General features: G+C 64.2%; 18 protein-coding genes and 1 pseudogene. 14 read left to right on the plus strand and 5 right to left on the minus strand.

Annotation, left to right across the window (positions count from 1 at the left end):
• The first annotated feature begins 53 nt into the window (after nucleotides 1-53).
• Genes LZ536_RS12595 through LZ536_RS12605 form a run of 3 tightly spaced genes read left to right on the plus strand, consistent with a single transcriptional unit; the run spans nucleotide 54 to nucleotide 1,532 of the window.
• Nucleotides 54-455: a hypothetical protein gene (locus tag LZ536_RS12595; protein ID WP_249849125.1), complete on the plus strand. Its 402-nt coding sequence runs from the start codon at nucleotides 54-56 to the stop codon at nucleotides 453-455.
• 1 nt (nucleotide 456) lies between these two features.
• Nucleotides 457-1,026 carry a hypothetical protein gene (locus tag LZ536_RS12600; protein WP_249849126.1) on the plus strand — a complete coding sequence of 190 codons (570 nt, stop codon included), beginning with the start codon at nucleotides 457-459 and terminating at the stop codon, nucleotides 1,024-1,026.
• Nucleotides 1,023-1,532: a hypothetical protein gene (locus tag LZ536_RS12605; RefSeq protein ID WP_249849127.1), complete on the plus strand. Its 510-nt coding sequence runs from the start codon at nucleotides 1,023-1,025 to the stop codon at nucleotides 1,530-1,532. The genes LZ536_RS12600 and LZ536_RS12605 overlap by 4 nt, the downstream gene beginning before the upstream one ends.
• Nucleotides 1,533-1,539: 7 nt before the next feature.
• Here the strand turns inward: LZ536_RS12605 and mce are convergent, their stop codons facing one another.
• The 3 genes and pseudogenes from mce to LZ536_RS12620 all read right to left on the minus strand — a co-directional run bounded on the left by mce (nucleotide 1,540) and on the right by LZ536_RS12620 (nucleotide 4,057).
• Nucleotides 1,540-1,959 carry a methylmalonyl-CoA epimerase gene (gene mce / locus LZ536_RS12610; RefSeq protein ID WP_249849128.1) on the minus strand — a complete coding sequence of 140 codons (420 nt, stop codon included), beginning with the start codon at nucleotides 1,957-1,959 and terminating at the stop codon, nucleotides 1,540-1,542.
• A gap of 96 nt (nucleotides 1,960-2,055) precedes the next feature.
• A complete protein-coding gene (locus LZ536_RS12615) occupies nucleotides 2,056-2,514 on the minus strand; it encodes an OsmC family protein (protein ID WP_249849129.1) in 459 nt (152 codons plus the stop codon).
• 9 nt (nucleotides 2,515-2,523) lie between these two features.
• Nucleotides 2,524-4,057, minus strand: a pseudogene (locus tag LZ536_RS12620) (acyl-CoA carboxylase subunit beta).
• Nucleotides 4,058-4,217: 160 nt separating this feature from the next.
• Here LZ536_RS12620 and LZ536_RS12625 point away from each other — a divergent pair.
• From LZ536_RS12625 to LZ536_RS12635, 3 genes are read left to right on the plus strand one after another with little or no spacing between them, the layout of a single operon-like run.
• Nucleotides 4,218-5,390: a glycosyltransferase gene (locus tag LZ536_RS12625; RefSeq protein ID WP_249849130.1), complete on the plus strand. Its 1,173-nt coding sequence runs from the start codon at nucleotides 4,218-4,220 to the stop codon at nucleotides 5,388-5,390.
• Complete coding sequence (gene glf / locus LZ536_RS12630) at nucleotides 5,390-6,547, plus strand: UDP-galactopyranose mutase (RefSeq protein WP_249849131.1); 1,158 nt, start codon at nucleotides 5,390-5,392, stop codon at nucleotides 6,545-6,547. The genes LZ536_RS12625 and glf overlap by 1 nt, the downstream gene beginning before the upstream one ends.
• Nucleotides 6,534-7,601, plus strand: coding sequence for a glycoside hydrolase family 43 protein (locus tag LZ536_RS12635; RefSeq protein ID WP_249849132.1), 1,068 nt, complete (start codon nucleotides 6,534-6,536; stop codon nucleotides 7,599-7,601). Before glf ends, LZ536_RS12635 begins: the two co-directional genes overlap by 14 nt.
• On the opposite strand, the gene LZ536_RS12640 is transcribed toward LZ536_RS12635, so the two are convergent.
• Nucleotides 7,602-8,762, minus strand: coding sequence for a glycoside hydrolase family 26 protein (locus LZ536_RS12640; RefSeq protein ID WP_249849133.1), 1,161 nt, complete (start codon nucleotides 8,760-8,762; stop codon nucleotides 7,602-7,604). It lies immediately after the preceding gene.
• Nucleotides 8,763-8,901: 139 nt separating this feature from the next.
• Between LZ536_RS12640 and LZ536_RS12645 the strand changes: the two genes are divergently transcribed.
• Together LZ536_RS12645 and LZ536_RS12650 are read left to right on the plus strand one after the other, a co-directional pair.
• Entirely contained in the window at nucleotides 8,902-9,663 is a 762-nt protein-coding gene (locus LZ536_RS12645) for a histidine phosphatase family protein (RefSeq protein WP_249849134.1), read from the plus strand.
• Entirely contained in the window at nucleotides 9,660-10,529 is an 870-nt protein-coding gene (locus LZ536_RS12650; RefSeq protein ID WP_249849135.1) for an NAD(P)H-hydrate dehydratase, read from the plus strand. The genes LZ536_RS12645 and LZ536_RS12650 overlap by 4 nt, the downstream gene beginning before the upstream one ends.
• Here LZ536_RS12650 and pyk read toward each other — a convergent pair.
• Nucleotides 10,526-11,992, minus strand: coding sequence for a pyruvate kinase (gene pyk, locus LZ536_RS12655; RefSeq protein ID WP_249849136.1), 1,467 nt, complete (start codon nucleotides 11,990-11,992; stop codon nucleotides 10,526-10,528). The two genes, LZ536_RS12650 and pyk, sit on opposite strands and share 4 nt — an antisense overlap.
• 101 nt (nucleotides 11,993-12,093) lie before the next feature.
• On the opposite strand from pyk, the gene LZ536_RS12660 reads away from it, so the two are divergent.
• From LZ536_RS12660 to LZ536_RS12685, 6 genes are all read left to right on the plus strand, one after another.
• Nucleotides 12,094-12,336, plus strand: coding sequence for a DUF2312 domain-containing protein (locus LZ536_RS12660; protein WP_249849137.1), 243 nt, complete (start codon nucleotides 12,094-12,096; stop codon nucleotides 12,334-12,336).
• 10 nt (nucleotides 12,337-12,346) lie between these two features.
• Nucleotides 12,347-13,090 (plus strand): YebC/PmpR family DNA-binding transcriptional regulator, encoded by a 744-nt coding sequence (locus LZ536_RS12665; RefSeq protein WP_249849138.1) that lies wholly within the window; start codon nucleotides 12,347-12,349, stop codon nucleotides 13,088-13,090.
• Nucleotides 13,065-13,607 carry a crossover junction endodeoxyribonuclease RuvC gene (gene ruvC / locus LZ536_RS12670; RefSeq protein WP_249849139.1) on the plus strand — a complete coding sequence of 181 codons (543 nt, stop codon included), beginning with the start codon at nucleotides 13,065-13,067 and terminating at the stop codon, nucleotides 13,605-13,607. Before LZ536_RS12665 ends, ruvC begins: the two co-directional genes overlap by 26 nt.
• A 1-nt stretch (nucleotide 13,608) precedes the next feature.
• Nucleotides 13,609-14,271 carry a class I SAM-dependent methyltransferase gene (locus LZ536_RS12675; protein ID WP_249849140.1) on the plus strand — a complete coding sequence of 221 codons (663 nt, stop codon included), beginning with the start codon at nucleotides 13,609-13,611 and terminating at the stop codon, nucleotides 14,269-14,271.
• A gap of 129 nt (nucleotides 14,272-14,400) precedes the next feature.
• A complete protein-coding gene (gene ruvA, locus LZ536_RS12680; protein ID WP_249849141.1) occupies nucleotides 14,401-14,997 on the plus strand; it encodes a Holliday junction branch migration protein RuvA in 597 nt (198 codons plus the stop codon).
• Nucleotides 14,994-15,395: a GFA family protein gene (locus tag LZ536_RS12685; protein ID WP_249849142.1), complete on the plus strand. Its 402-nt coding sequence runs from the start codon at nucleotides 14,994-14,996 to the stop codon at nucleotides 15,393-15,395. The genes ruvA and LZ536_RS12685 overlap by 4 nt, the downstream gene beginning before the upstream one ends.

The raw sequence follows: 15,395 nt of genomic DNA on the forward strand, positions 1-15,395 counted from the left end.
CGCAACCGTGCCCGCCAAGCGAGGTCACCGTTATTTGGGGGAAATCTAAATCCATGAAAAAGTTTGTTCTTGTTGCGTCCGCATTTGCCGTTTCGCTGGCCGTCCAGCCGGCCGTCGCCGGCGAAAAGAAGGCCTTCGCTATCGTCAACCAGGACGTCGGCGTGCCGGTGTTCCCGTATGACATCAAGGATCGTCCGTACGAGGTCCTCGGCGAAGTGAAGGCCGGCGTCCGCAAGGCGACGATCTTTTCCAAGTCGCCCGACCAGAAGAAGATCTACGGTGAGCTCTGGGAACGCGCCGAAAAGCTTGGTGCCGACGCCGTGATCAATGCCAGCTACGGCGACGCCCACGTCACCGCGTTCAGCTGGGGCAAGGCGAACGCCACGGGCACCGCCATCCGCTTCAAGGCAGACGCCGCTCCGGCCCCGGCCGAAGCACCGGCTGCCGGCCAGTAAGTTGAAGACCCAGATGTTGTTCGCGGCGGCTTTGGCTGCCGCGAGCGGCGCGGCGCGTGCGGAGGACGCTTCGGCTCCTCCGCCGGCTGCACCGCTGCCCGTCGTCACCGTCGCTCCGGCCCCGGTCGTGGCCCCGCAGGCCATCGTCCTGCCCAAGGGCACGATGGTGCGCCTGATGGTCACCAAGGAAATCAACTCACGCGACAGCAAGGCCGGCGATCATTTCACCCTGCGCGTCGATGAAGACGTGAAGGTTGGCGGCCTTACGCTGATCCCGGTCGGCGCGACCGGCTGGGGCGAAGTCGTCACTGCCGAAGGTACCGGCGGGGTCGGCAAAAAGGGCCGCATCAACGCCAAGCTGCTGTTCGTCGATGTGGGCGGCAAGCGCATCCCGGTCGACGGCGAGCGCCAGTCGGCTGGTTCCAACGCCACCGGCGCTGTCGTCTACAGTGTGCTCGCCTTCGGGCCGCTCGGCCTGGTGATGAAGGGCGGCAATGCCTCCCTCAAGGCCGGCGAGATCCTCAATGGCTACACCACGGAAGACGTAGCCTTCGACAAGCCGGCGGCATGATCGTCGCGGCAATCCTGTTGGGCACGGCGCAGGTCGCGGCGACGACCGCGCCTGCTCCGCCTCCTGCACTCCCGCAGTCGGTCGTCCTGCCGGCCTGGACGCCAGTCAGGCTGGTGACACAAGCGGTCATAGACTCCCGGTCGGCCCGCCAGGGGCAGCGCTTCGGCTTGACGATCACGGAAGACGTCAAGCTCGGCGAGCGGATCGTCATCCCGCGCGGCACGCCCGCGGTCGGGGAGATCGAAGTGCTCACCCAGAAAGGCGCCGGCGGCAATTCGGGCCACCTGGTCTTGGCGCCCTTGTTCATCGACTGGGCTGGCGATCGCATCTATCTGCGCGGCCATAGCGAAACCGCGGGCAAGGGGGCGGTGGGCGCGTCGGTCGCTACCCAGGTCCTGCTCTCGCCCCTAGGCTTCTTCATTTCCGGGAAAAGCGCGACCCTGCCCGCCGGCAGTGCCATCGAGGCCGAGATCCGGAACGACGTGAAGGTCGTGCCCGCTCCCTAGGTCGGGACTAGTGAGCCTGTTTCGGGCTCTCCATGATCTCGGTCAGCACGCCGCCCATGTCCTTGGGGTGAAGGAAGAAGATCGGCGTGCCATGGGCGCCGATGCGCGTCGGGCCGAGGATCCGGCAGCCCTTGCCGTCGAACCAGGTGTGCGCAGCCTCAATGTCAGGCACCTCGAAACAGACATGGTGCTGCCCGCCCTCGGGGTTGCGCTCGAGGAACTTCACGATCGGCGAGTCCGCGCCCAGCGGCTCGATCAGCTCGATCTGGCTGTTGGGCGTGTCGACGAAGCAGACGCGAACGCCTTGCGCCGGCAGGTCGAAGGGATCGCGCACGACCTCGGCCCCCATGGTCTCGCGATAGGTCGCGACCGACCGTTCGATCGACGGCGTCGCAACGCCGACATGGTTCAACCTTCCGAGTTTCATGGCACCTCTCCGTCACCCCGGACTTGATCCGGGGTCTGCCTTTCATTGGCGCCGTAAGAAGTGAAGGCGGATGCCGGGTCAAGCCCGGCATGACGGTCAGGACTCGACCACCACCTCGCTCTTCACGCTATTCGCGATGAAGCACGCCTCATGCGCGCGATGATGGAGGTCGGCGAGGGCGGCCGGGTCGGGGCCTTCGTCCTGCCATTCAATGCGCGGCTTCAGCATCACGCGGGTGATGGCGATCTTGCCGTCAGCGCCCTTCTCCATCACGCCTTCCGCCTCGTCGAGATAGGCATCGACCGTCCAGCCATCGCGGCGGGCGAAGTCGAGGAAGAAGAGCATATGGCAGGAGGAAAGGCTCGCAACGAACGCCTCCTCCGGGTCGACCCCTTCCGGGTCAGACCAGGGCGCCGGCACGACATGCGGACTGGCGCTGGCCTTCATCACATGGCCGCCGTCGAACGCCCACTCATGCGCACGGCTGTACTGGCCCTTAGCGAAATCGCCCTCGCCCGAACGGGTCCAGCGGACAGTGGCGGTGTAGGTGCTCATCTCAGCCCCTCACAGCGGGATGTTGTCGTGCTTCTTCCATGGATTCTCGAGCTGCTTGTCGCGCAGTTTGCGTAGCCCCAGCGCCACCCGCCGCCGGGTCGAGTGGGGCATGATCACCTCGTCGATGAAGCCCTTGCTCGCCGCCACGAACGGATTGGCGAAGCGCTGTTCATATTCGCGGGTGCGCTCCGCGATCTTGGCGGGGTCGCCCTTCTCGTCGCGGAAGATGATTTCGACCGCGCCCTTGGCGCCCATCACCGCGATCTCGGCCGTCGGCCAGGCGTAGTTCAAGTCGCCACGCAGATGCTTGGAGGCCATGACGTCGTATGCGCCGCCATAGGCCTTGCGGGTAATGACCGTGATCTTCGGCACCGTCGCCTCGGCATAAGCGAACAGCAGCTTGGCGCCATGCTTGATGATGCCGTTATGCTCCTGGTCGGTCCCGGGAAGGAACCCGGGCACGTCGACGAACGTCAGGATCGGGATGTCGAACGCGTCGCAGAAGCGCACGAAGCGCGCCGCCTTCTTCGATGAGTTGATGTCTAGGCAGCCGGCGAGCACCATTGGCTGGTTGGCGACGACGCCGACGGTGCGTCCTTCGATGCGGATGAAGCCAATAATGATGTTCGCGGCATGGGCCGGCTGCAGCTCGAAGAAATCGCCTTCGTCGGCGACCTTCCGGATTAGCTCGTGCATGTCGTAGGGCGTCGTCGCGGACGGCGGTACCAGCGTGTCGAGGCTGTCCTCGATCCGGTCCCAGGCGTCGTCGGTCGGCCGCTCCGGGATGTCGTGGCGGTTCGACAGCGGCAAAAAGTCGAAAAACTCCCGCGTCGCCATCAATGCGTCGATGTCATTCTCGAATGCCACGTCGGCGACGCCCGACTTGGTGGTGTGGGTGACGGCTCCGCCCAGCTCTTCCTGGGTTACGACCTCGTTGGTCACGGTCTTCACCACGTCCGGCCCGGTGACGAACATGTAGCTCGAGTCCTTCACCATGAAGATGAAGTCGGTCATCGCCGGCGAATAGACCGCCCCCCCCCGCGCACGGACCCATGATCAGGCTCAGTTGCGGGACAACGCCGCTGGCGAGCACGTTGCGCTGGAACACCTCGGCATAGCCGCCGAGGCTAGCCACGCCTTCCTGGATGCGGGCGCCGCCGGAATCGTTGAGGCCGATCACGGGAGCGCCAACCTTCAGCGCCATGTCCATGATCTTGCAAATCTTCTGCGCGTGACGCTCGGACAGCGAGCCGCCGAAAACCGTGAAATCCTGGGCGAAGACATAAACAAGGCGGCCGTTGATCGTGCCCGACCCGGTGACGACGCCGTCGCCGGGAATGACCTGCTTCTCCATGCCGAAGTCGACGCAATTATGCTCGACGTACATGTCATATTCTTCGAAACTGTCGGGATCGAGCAGCACGGTCAGCCGCTCGCGGGCAGTCAGTCGGCCCTTGGCATGTTGCGCCGCAATACGTTTTGCCCCGCCGCCCTGCCGCGCTGCAGCACGCCGCGATTCCAGTTCTTCGATGGTGGTCGCCATGGCCTGATTTCCGCTGTTCGCCGCCGCTGTCCCACGCTTGGCCGCAAGGGTCAAATCCGCTTCCGAAATGATTCCCCTTAACAAAGGTTATCCGGAGGGGAACCGGCCTGTTCTCAGGCGGTTATACATTTGGGGAATGCCCGAGAGTGAAGGACGGCGAATGCGTAACGGTGTAGGCGTGAGGAATGCTGGCGAGTCAGGCTCGATAGTGGCGCTGGACAAGCGTCCGGTGCTGATCTGCTTTTCGCACTTGCGGTGGGATTTCGTGTTCCAGCGGCCGCAGCATTTGATGTGCCGGTTTGCGCGCTCGCATTCGGTTCATGTCTGGGAAGAGCCGATTTTCGTTTCGGCCTTGATCGAGCCGCACCTGGAGACCCGCCGCGCGGCCTCCAACCTAACGATCGTCACCCCGCATCTGGCCGAAGGGCTGAGCGAAGAGGCGGTCGAAGCCCAATTGAAGCGCCTGCTCGACGGCTACCATGCCGCGCAGAACCCGCAGGTCCTTTGGTATTACACACCAATGATGCTGCCCTTCTCGCAGCAGCTTGAGGCGGATTGTGTCGTCTATGATTGCATGGACGAGCTCGCCAACTTCCGCTTCGCGCCGCCTCGCCTGCTCGAGCTCGAGAGCGAACTGTTCGAACGCGCAGACCTCGTCTTCACCGGCGGCTATTCGCTCTACGAGGCGAAGAAATCGCGCCACGGCAGCGCCCACCCTTTCCCTTCGTCTGTCGATATCAAGCATTTCGCCCAGGCGCGGGCGATCCCGACCGAGAACACTGTGCCGACCTTCGGCTTCTACGGCGTCCTCGACGAGCGTTTCGACATCGACCTGCTCGCGGCCATTGCCGAAGCGCGGCCCGATTATCGGTTCATCATGGTCGGCCCTATCGTGAAGATCTCGCCAGACGAACTGCCGAAGCGGGACAACATCTTCTATCCGGGGCCCGCGGCCTACGAGGACCTGCCCGGACTGCTCGCCGAATGGGACGTCGCCTTGATGCCCTTCGCGATCAATGAGGCGACCAAGTTCATCTCGCCGACCAAGACCCCGGAATATCTCGCCGCCGGCAAGCCGGTCGTCTCGACCCCGATCCGCGACGTCGTCCGCCACTACGGCCGCCTTGAGGGCGTCAAGATCGCCGCGACACCCGAAGAATTCGTGCAGGGCTGCGACGAAGCGCTCGCGCTCATCCGATCCGACGGCGAATGGCTAGCGGAGGTCGATCAAGCTCTGTCGTCGATGAGCTGGGACATCACCCAGGCACGCATGGCCGGCCTCATCGCTCGCGTCGTTGAAGATTCGCCGGCTTCCGTCGAGGCGGTGGCCTAATGGCGCGGTACGATTACCTCATCGTCGGCTGCGGCTTTGCCGGTTCGGTCCTCGCCGAGCGGCTGGCCAACGAGCACGACGCCCGAATCCTCATGATCGACAAGCGCGATCACGTCGGTGGCAATGCCTATGACGAGAAGAACGAAGACGGCATCCTCTATCATAAGTACGGACCGCACATCTTCCACACCAACAGCGATGAGGTCTTCGACTATCTCTCGCGCTTCACCGAATGGCGGCCGTACGAACATCGCGTGCTAGCGAATGTTCGGGACCAGCTAGTGCCGATTCCGATTAACCGGACGACTTTGAACGAGCTGTTCGGGCTCGACCTTAAGACCGACGAGGACGCGGCCGAATATCTCGCCTCGCGCGCCGAGAAAGTCGATAACATCAAGACCTCCGAGGACGTCGTCATCAACGCCGTCGGCCGCGAGCTCTACGAGACCTTCTTCCGGGGTTACACGCGCAAGCAGTGGGGCCTGGATCCGAGCGAGCTCGACAAGTCGGTGACCGCCCGAATCCCGACGCGGACCAACATCGACGACCGCTATTTCACCGACAAGCACCAGGCGATGCCGGCGAACGGATATACGGCGATGTTTCAGCGGATGCTGGACCATCCCAACATCACCGTCATGCTCGGCACCGACTTTCGCGAGGTGAAGGACGAAATCGACGCCGACCACATCATCTATTCCGGGCCAGTCGACGAATATTTCGACTTCCGCTTCGGCAAACTGCCGTACCGCAGCCTGAAGTTCGTCCATTCGACGATCGACGCGGAGCAGTTCCAGCAGGTCGGCACGGTCAACTTCCCGTCGGAGGACGTGCCTTACACCCGCATCAGCGAGTACAAACACCTGACCGGCCAGGAGCATCGCCAGACGAGCATCACGCTCGAATATCCGAGCGCGGAGGGCGATCCCTATTATCCGGTCCCGCGGCCGGAGAACCAGGCACTTTACAAGAAGTATGAGGCGCTCGCCGACGCGACAAAGGGCGTCACCTTTGTCGGCCGCTTGGCGACCTATCGCTATTACAACATGGACCAGATCGTGGGACAGGCGCTGGCCACCTTCCGCCGGCTGGATGCGGCTCGCCGTGTGAAGCGTTTGGAGAAGGAGGCGCCGCCATTGGCGGTTGCAGCGGAATAGGGGTTCACGACTGACCAACGAGGTTGCAGATAGCGATGTCGTGACTGGCGAGAATGCGCCGCCGGTCCCGGCATCGTTGGCGCGGACCTACGTCAATCCGGTGCTCGACTCCGACTTCCCCGACCCCGCGGTCATCCTCGCGCCCGACGGCTTTTACTACGCATACGCCACCCAGACGCTGCGCGACGGTGATTGGGTGAACATCCAGGTCGCGCGGTCCCGCGACCTTATCCATTGGGAGCATCTCGGCGACGCAATGCCGGAGAAACCGAGCTGGGCGGCTGGCACCCAGGATTTCTGGGCGCCCTATGTCGTTCGTGAAGACGATAAATACCTGATGTATTATTCCGCGACGCCCGACGTTTGTGACGTGCCGGAGCGCGGCCATTGTCTTGCGATCGCCACTGCCGAGTCGCCCGCTGGGCCCTTCGTTGACATGGGCCTGCCGCTGCTGCTCGGAATCGGCTTTGAGTATATCGACCCGATGGTCTTCGACGACCCCGCGACCGGCAAGCGCTTCCTCTACTGGGGGTCGGGGTTCCAGCCGATCAGGGTGCAGGAATTGGCGCCGGACCACATGGCTTTCGCGCCGGGCAGTGAGCCGGTCGATCTGATCTGGCCGAACCCGGTCAAGGGCGCCTTTCCCCGACTGGTGGAAGCCGCCTGGGTCATCCGCCACGACGATTTCTATTACCTTTTCTACTCGGGCGACAATTGCTGCGGACCGCATGCCGAATATGGCGTGATGGTCGCCCGTTCGACCTCGCCGACGGGCCCGTTCGAGACGCTGGAGAAGGCGCGCGGCGTCCCGCACAGCCTGATGCTGTTCAAGAGCGAGCGCTGGCTGGCCCCCGGCCATAATTCGATCATGACCGACAAAGCTGGTGATACCTGGATCATCTATCACGCCATCGACGTGAACCGTCCGCGCCAGCGGCAGGAGGACGAGGTCAACAGCCGCCGCATCCTGCTGATTGACAAGATCGAATGGCGCGACGGTTGGCCCCATGTCGGCACACCTTCCGACAAGCCAATGCCCGCGCCTGTCACCTGATCAGCGGACGATCAGCAGTCGGCTAAGGTTCAAGACGGGTCCGTCGACGCCGAGAATTTCCCGCTGCCGCTTCAGTTCGTCGGCCAGTGGCTCATAGACGTGTCGCCTGCCGTCCGACCCGACCGTGGAGAGCAGGCCAACCTGGCAATGGCGGCTATTGTCCCAGCCGGGATAGGCGGTAACCGGATAGATGCAGATGCCCTGGACGTCGGCGCCCCGCGCGCGAGCATCGCGGACTTCGTCGCAGACATAATGCAGCCAGGCTGGGCGGCCGGACCCTTCCGCGCCGGTCTCGGCGATGAAAACCGGCTTCCGGTAGCGCTCCCCAATCCCGACCAGCATGTCGGCCAGCGGCCGGTATTCGTGATGGCCCATCGGGATGGTCGGGCCTTCGAAATACCATTGGTTGTGCGGATAGAAATTCAGCCCGACGACGTCGACCAGCGATGGATCGCCGCCAAGCTCCGGCTCGGCCAGGCCCATGATCCAGTCATAAGCCTCGTACATGCCCTGCAGGTTGACCTCGGCCGCTTCCTTCGTGCCGCGGCGCTGGTCGTGCGGGGCGATGTGGATCAGCGGCTCCGCCCAGACGATCGCCGAGTCCGGCCACCGCTCCTTGATGGCCCGCGACGCCATGATCCCGGCGCGGACCAATTGCCGCTTGAACCAGCCGGGCTCGTCTGGCCCAACGCGCGGGAAATACCCCTCGGTGTTCGCCCAGGCGTGGAAATTGATCTCATTCATCGGGACAATCGAGGGCGACCGCCTGCTGACCGATTGCTGCACCTCCAGCGCCGCCATTGCGAAGTCGGTGAAGCGCTCGGCAAAGTCCGGTCCCGCCTGGTCGACACAATCCGGTGCGCCATAATGAAAAAGGTCCCAGACGATCTGCAACCGTTCGCGCTCCGCCGCTTCCAGCATCGGCATCCAGCTCGACCAGTCATATTGGCCGGGCGATTTCTCGATCAGGTGCCAGCGAAGCCCGTCCCGCAGGGTCCGGAGACCCAGCTGGGCGCATTGCCGATAATCAGACGCAGCGTGCCGGTCGTGCGAGGTCGCCCGGATGAGGTCCAGACGCACGCCGTCCCGTCGCCGGTGCGACGAACATTCAAAGCCAGCCTGGAAAAAGCTGGCAAAGGGCGTGGCAGATCGATCGATCATTGCTGTCATCAATGCGCGAGCCCGCGGAAATCCGCGCTTCTCGTCCTTCCAAACACACGCTTCACCCCTGTAACGACATTGCCCGAAGCATTGAACAATTGGCGGCTCCGATGTTTCATTCCTGCGGAAAGGAATTTGCATGCGCCAGAATTGGCCGGAGCGACTGTGGCTGGTCCGTCATGGGCAGAGCCAGGGCAATGTCGCTCGCGACAAGGCCGACGCGGCCGGCCACAACGTCATCGAGCTCGATGTCCGTGACGTGGACGTGCCCTTGTCCGACCTCGGCATGCGTCAGGCCGAGGCCGCTGGCCGATGGTTCGCAGCACTGCCCGCCGATGAACGGCCCGACGTCATCCTGTCCTCGCCCTATTTGCGCGCGAGGCAGACGGCGACGGCAATTTGCGATGCAGGGGCGCTCGCCGGCGGCAAGGCCAAGTCCGTGATCGACGAGCGCCTCCGCGAGCGCGAGTTCGGGGTGTTCGACGGCCTCACCACGCGTGGCATTCGCGAGAAATTCCCGGAGGAGGCCGCCCACCGCGCCAAGATGGGCAAATTCTACCATCGCCCGCCCGGCGGCGAGAGCTGGGCCGACGTGATCCTGCGCCTCAGGAGCGCGCTCAACACCATCAACCTGCTCTACGCCGATCGCCGCATCGTCATCGTCTGCCACCAGGTCGTGGTGCTCTGCATGCGCTACATCCTCGACGAGCTCGACGAGGGACAGATCATGTCGATCGACAAGCAGGCCGAGATCCTCAACTGCGGCATTGCAGCTTATGATTTCGAGCGGCAGGAGCATGAGCTGTGCGTGCCGAAGCTGGTGCTCTGGAACCACGGCGCACCGCTCGAGCAGGGCGAGCCGCAGACCGCCGAGCCCGACACGATGACGGGCACGCGATGAACGCAAAGCCGACCGCGCTCAACCGGGCCGAACTCGATAACTTTCCGCTTCCCTCTCCCAAGGCGGAGGACAAGAACGACAAGGGCCGAATCCTGGTCGTCGCCGGATCGGCGGAAGTGCCGGGCGCAGCCTTGCTGTGCAGCATTGCCGCGATGCGCGCTGGATCTGGCAAGCTGCAGATCGCCACCGACATCCACGCCGCGCAGGCCTTGGGAGTTTCCATCCCGGAGGCACGGATCCTCGGCTTCGACCAAGGCCGCGACGGCGGTCTTGCCGCGACGGCCGTTGAAGGGATTTGTGAGCTGGCAGAACAGGCCGACGCCGTTGTCGCGGGGCCTGGCATCGCTCCCGGCAAGGTCAACAAGAAGCTGGTGCAAGGCCTTTGCTCTACAGGCACTCCGCTCATTCTCGACGCCGAGCTGTTGCGCGTCCTTTCTGGCTGCCGGCGTGACATCGCTCGCGCCGACAGCCCAATCCTTCTTCCTCACGCCGGCGAGATGGCTGAGCTGCTCGACGTCGCCGAACGCCAGGTCCAGGAGGACCCGCTGGCCGCCGGCCGCGAATGCTCCCGTCGCTACGACGCTGTCACACTGGTCAAAGGCCGCCAGAGCCACGCCGTCGCACCAGACGGCCGCGCCTGGCTCTACACCGGCGGCAGCCCCGGCCTGGCAGTCTCGGGCAGCGGCGACGTCCTCGCCGGGATCGTCGGCGGCCTTAAGGCGCGGGGGGCCGAGGCGCTAACGGCTCTGCTTTGGGGCGTCTGGCTGCACGGCGAGGCCGGGGCCCGCCTCGGCAAGCCGGTCGGCCATGTCGGCTTTCTTGCCCGGGAGCTACCCGGCGAAATCCCTGCCTTGCTGGCGTCCTAAGCTTCCGCAGGGCCGGTATAGGTTTCCAGCTCGTCGCCGGTTACCTTGACCACGTGCAGCACGTTGGTGCTGCCCGACACCCCGAAAGGCACGCCGGCCATGATCACGAGCCGGTCGCCGGCACCGGCGATTTGATGCCTGAGCGCCATGCGCCGCGCCTTGCCGACCATTTCCTCGAAATTGGTGACGTCGCGCGTGTGAACCGCGTGCACGCCCCATTGCAGGCCAAGCCGCCGTGCCACGGTCTTGCTGGCCGTCATGACCAGGATCGGCACCGTCGGCCGCTCACGGGCGACCCGCCGCGCCGTCGAGCCGCTGCTCGTGTAGCAGACCATTGCCTTCGCCGAGACGATTTGGGCAATGTGCTTGGACGAAGTCGACAGAGCATCGGCGGTCGTCGGCTCGGCAGGCGTCGACGTGAAATGCACGCGCGCCGGATAGATAGGGTCGCTCTCGGCGCTGATGGCGATGCGGTTCATCATGTCGACCGCCTCGCAAGGATAATCGCCTGCTGCACTTTCGGCTGACAGCATGACCGCATCCGCCCCGTCGTAGATGGCGGTTGCGACGTCGCTGACCTCGGCCCGCGTCGGGGTCGGCGAGGTGATCATCGATTCGAGCATCTGAGTCGCAACAACCACCGGCTTGCCGTGCTGGCGGGCGGTGGCGACGATCCGGTTCTGCATCGGCGGAACGCCTTCCGGCGGCAGCTCGACGCCAAGGTCGCCGCGAGCGACCATGACCGCGTCCGCCAGTTCGACGATCGCGTCCAGGCGTTCGATGGCCGCCGGTTTCTCGATCTTCGCCAGCAGCGACGCTTTGTCGCCGATCAGCTCGCGCGCCTCGGCGACGTCCTCGGGCCGCTGCACGAAGGACAGTGCAATCCAATCGACCTTCTGCTCCAGCGCGAAAGCGAGGTCGGCGCGGTCCTTTTCCGTCAGAGCCGGGATCGGCACCAGCACGTCAGGCACGTTGACGCCCTTGTGGTCGGAAACCTTGCCGCCGACTTCGACGATCGTCTCGATATGCTCGGCGCTCGCCGATGTGACGCGCAGCCGGATTTTGCCGTCGTCGATCAGCAGCCGGTCGCCGGCGCCGACCGCCTGGAACAGCTCGGGATGAGGCAGCTCAACCCGCTCCGAGTTCCCAAGCTCACCGCTGCGATCCAGGCCGAAATTCTTCCCGGGCTGAAGCACCGCCGACCCGCCCTCGAAATTACCGACCCGCAGCTTCGGCCCCTGCAGGTCGACGAGGATCGTCGACGGCCGGCCCTCATCCTCCAGCGCACGGATGGCTGCGATCTGCGCCGCTTTCTCGCTTCGTTCCCCGTGGCTCATGTTGATGCGGAATGCGTCGGCGCCGGCTTCGCTGAGCTTGCGGATCATCTCCGGGCTGCTGCTGGCAGGGCCGATGGTGGCGAGGATGCGCACCTTGCGGGCGCGGGGCTTGATCAAACTGGTCACGGGCGCCCTGATAGCCTGCATCTGTGACTGTTCAACTGGGTTGAGGGCGAGCCGTGCCTCGCTTAATGCCGCCCGAAATCATTGGGATTCGGAGTTTCATCATGAGCGAAGGCGTTGTCGCAGCAGACCAGTTGCGGCTTTTCATCGAGCGGGTCGAGCGGCTTGAGGAAGAAAAGAAGGGCATCTCCGACGACATCAAGGACGTCTATGCCGAGGCAAAGGCCAATGGCTACGATACCAAGACGATGCGCAAGGTCGTCGCCCTTCGCCGGCTGGAGACCCACGTCCGTCAGGAAGCCGACGCCTTGCTCGAAACCTATCGCAACGCACTCGGCCTGGCGTAAGAGATAGACCATGGCTGGGCATTCCAAATTCAAGAACATCATGCATCGCAAGGGCGCGCAGGATAAGAAGCGCTCGGCGATGTTCTCCAAGCTCAGCCGCGAAATTACCGTCGCGGCGAAGATGGGCATGCCCGATCCGGACATGAACCCGCGCCTGCGCGCTGCCGTGCTGGCCGCCAAGGCGCAGTCCATGCCCAAGGACAATATCCAGCGCTCGATCGACAAGGCGTCGAAGGGCGACGCCGAAAATTACGAGGAAATCCGCTACGAAGGCTTCGGTCCCGGCGGCGTCAGCATCATCGTCGAGGCACTCTCGGATAACCGCAACCGCACCGCGACCAACGTCCGCACGGCCTTCTCCAAGCATGGCGGTAACCTCGGCGCCTCGGGCTCTGTCAGCCACGGTTTCGAGCGCATGGGCCTGATCGAATATGGCGCGGCCGCCGGCGACGCCGACACGGTACTTGAAGCGGCAATAGAAGCCGGCGCTGATGACGTCCAAAGCGACGAGGATGGCCACGAAATCTGGACCACGGTGGACAACCTCCACACCGTCGCCCGCGCCCTTGAAGGCGCGCTCGGTGAGCCGGAAGCGGCCAAGCTCGCCTGGAAGCCGGCGAACGAGGTCGAAGTCCGCGGCGACGATGCGGTGCTGTTGATGAAGCTCATCGACGCGCTCGAGGAAGACGACGACGTCCAAACCGTCTCGGGCAACTTCAACGTGCCTGATGACGAGCTGGAGAAATTGGCCTGATGATCCCTCCCGCGAGCGGGAGGGTGGCCTGACTCTCATCCTCGGCCTCGATCCGGGGCTTGGGACCACCGGCTGGGGCCTGATCCGCGCCGAAGGCAATCGCCTGTCTCACATGGCCAATGGCCAGCTGAAGACCAGGACCGCCGATCCGCTCCCGGAGCGGCTTGCCGATCTGGCTCGCCAACTCGAAGCCCTGATCGACGAGCACCAGCCTGACGCCGCCGCGGTCGAGGAAGTCTTCGTCAACAAGAACCCCCAATCGACGCTGAAGCTTGGCCAGGCACGTGGAGTTGTTCTCATGACGGCCGCGCGCGCCGGTCTGCAAGTCGGCGAATATGCCGCCCGCCTCGTCAAGAAGGCCGTCGTCGGCACCGGTGGCGCTGAAAAGCCGCAGGTCCACGCCATGATCCAGCGCCTGCTGCCCGGGGCGCAGATCGCCGGCCCCGACGCCGCCGACGCCCTAGCGGTCGCCATAACCCATGCCCATCACCTCGCCACCTCGCGGAGAATATCGTAGCGTGCATCAGGACAGGAAAATTGAAGCCGGCCAGGCAGTCTATTCGCCGCTCGTGCTCGGCATCTATGACTTCTACGTACTCGGACTCTCGAACCACCTGCTGTGGCGGTGTCCGACCAGGGAACTGCAGAAGCTCTATGACCGCAACGTCTCCGCCCGGCATATCGATGTTGGCGTAGGCACCGGATATTTCCTGAAAAAGGCGCATTGGCCGGTACCCGATCCGGCAATCACGCTGGTCGACCTGAACCCCAACAGCCTCCGCGCCGCCGCCCAAAGGATCAGTCGCTTTTCACCAACCGAAGTCCTGGCGAACGCCCTCGATCCATTGCCCGTGGCCGGCAAGTTCGACTCCGCCGGGCTTTGCTATCTCTTCCACTGCCTGCCTGGCCCACTCCGGGAGAAGGGCGTTGTTCTATCGCATCTGCAGCCGTTGCTCGCACCGGGCGCGCGAGTGTTCGGGGCAACGATTTTGCAGGGCTCGGCACCCCGTTCATTCGCGGCACAGGCGCTGATGAACGCCTATAATCGTCGCGGCATCTTTTCCAATGCGAATGACCGCATCGAAGACCTCGATGCCCTCCTCCGTTACCAGTTCGATGATGTTGAAATTAGCCTGCACGGCACCGTGGCCCTGTTTCAGGCGACCGCTCGAGCACTCTGATCCGACTCCGAGGACAGGCACGAAATTAGGCGTCATTGCGAGGGGGCAAAGCGACGCGGCGGTCCACCTCCATCGTCTGGATTGCTTCGCTGCGCTCGCAATGACGAAAAAGCTCGCTAGTGTGAGCTAATGATCGCTCGCCTCACCGGCACCCTTGCAGAAACCAGCGCCGACGGCGCCGTCATCGACGTGGGCGGTGTCGGCTACCAGATCCTCGCCAGCGCCCGCACGCTCGATGCGCTTGGCCCCGTCGGCGGCGAAGTGCTGGTGCTCACTGAACTACAGGTCCGCGAGGACGGCTGGACCCTGTTCGGCTTTGGCTCCGCGGGCGAGCGCGAGACCTTCCGCATCCTCACCAGCGTCCAGGGTGTCGGCGGCCGCGTCGCCCTCGCCATTTTATCCACCTTCACTCCCGACGAGTTGGCACGCGCGGTATCATCCGGCGACAAGGCTATGATCGCCCGCGCCAATGGCGTCGGCCCCAAGCTCGCCGCCCGCATCGCCAACGAGCTGCAGGGTAAGCTCGGCGCTCCAGGCCTGGCCGGTGCGGCAGGCTCACCCATCCCCCGTGCGGGAGCCGCTGCCGACGCCATGTCGGCCCTCGCCAACCTCGGCTTCAAGCCGGCCGAGGCCAGCGCCGCCGTCGCCGCCGCCAACGAGGAGCTTGGGCCCGATGCTTCGCTCGATGCACTCGTTCGTCTGGCGCTCAGGAAAGCCGCGAAATGACGACGCGCATCGCCTCCTGCCGTTGCGGCCAGCTGAAAGCCACGGTCACCGGCGAACCGGTGCGAATGTCCGTGTGCCACTGCCTCAATTGCAAGAAGCGCAGCGGGTCGGCCTTCGCCGCCCAGGCTCGCTGGCCGGCCGAGCAGGTGACGGTTGAGGGCCACTCCAAGTCCTTCGACAAGGCCGGCGACAGCGGCAACGTCGCGACATTCCATTTCTGCCCCGAATGCGGTTCCGACGTTTTCTATCTGATCGACGGCAAGTTCGAAGGGCTGGTTGCCATTCCCCTCGGCGCCTTCGACGACCCATTTTTCTTCAAGCCTGAATATTCGGTCTATGAGGGCCGGAAGTACGACTGGCTCGAAATCACCGGCGAAGGCATCGAGCATTTCGACTGA

It is taken from the genome of Sphingomonas alba (genome assembly GCF_023516555.1).
GTDB lineage: Bacteria > Pseudomonadota > Alphaproteobacteria > Sphingomonadales > Sphingomonadaceae > Sphingomicrobium > Sphingomicrobium album.

Bases quoted from the DNA above. Each gene is read 5' to 3' on its own strand.
- LZ536_RS12595 (WP_249849125.1), top strand. From the start codon at position 54: ATGAAAAAGTTTGTTCTTGTTGCGTCCGCATTTGCCGTTTCGCTGGCC.
- LZ536_RS12605 (WP_249849127.1), top strand. From the start codon at position 1,023: ATGATCGTCGCGGCAATCCTGTTGGGCACGGCGCAGGTCGCGGCGACG.
- mce (WP_249849128.1), bottom strand. From the start codon at position 1,959: ATGAAACTCGGAAGGTTGAACCATGTCGGCGTTGCGACGCCGTCGATC.
- LZ536_RS12615 (WP_249849129.1), bottom strand. From the start codon at position 2,514: ATGAGCACCTACACCGCCACTGTCCGCTGGACCCGTTCGGGCGAGGGC.
- LZ536_RS12625 (WP_249849130.1), top strand. From the start codon at position 4,218: ATGCGTAACGGTGTAGGCGTGAGGAATGCTGGCGAGTCAGGCTCGATA.
- glf (WP_249849131.1), top strand. From the start codon at position 5,390: ATGGCGCGGTACGATTACCTCATCGTCGGCTGCGGCTTTGCCGGTTCG.
- LZ536_RS12640 (WP_249849133.1), bottom strand. From the start codon at position 8,762: ATGATCGATCGATCTGCCACGCCCTTTGCCAGCTTTTTCCAGGCTGGC.
- LZ536_RS12645 (WP_249849134.1), top strand. From the start codon at position 8,902: ATGCGCCAGAATTGGCCGGAGCGACTGTGGCTGGTCCGTCATGGGCAG.
- LZ536_RS12650 (WP_249849135.1), top strand. From the start codon at position 9,660: ATGAACGCAAAGCCGACCGCGCTCAACCGGGCCGAACTCGATAACTTT.
- LZ536_RS12660 (WP_249849137.1), top strand. From the start codon at position 12,094: ATGAGCGAAGGCGTTGTCGCAGCAGACCAGTTGCGGCTTTTCATCGAG.
- LZ536_RS12665 (WP_249849138.1), top strand. From the start codon at position 12,347: ATGGCTGGGCATTCCAAATTCAAGAACATCATGCATCGCAAGGGCGCG.
- ruvC (WP_249849139.1), top strand. From the start codon at position 13,065: ATGACGAGCTGGAGAAATTGGCCTGATGATCCCTCCCGCGAGCGGGAG.
- ruvA (WP_249849141.1), top strand. From the start codon at position 14,401: ATGATCGCTCGCCTCACCGGCACCCTTGCAGAAACCAGCGCCGACGGC.
- LZ536_RS12685 (WP_249849142.1), top strand. From the start codon at position 14,994: ATGACGACGCGCATCGCCTCCTGCCGTTGCGGCCAGCTGAAAGCCACG.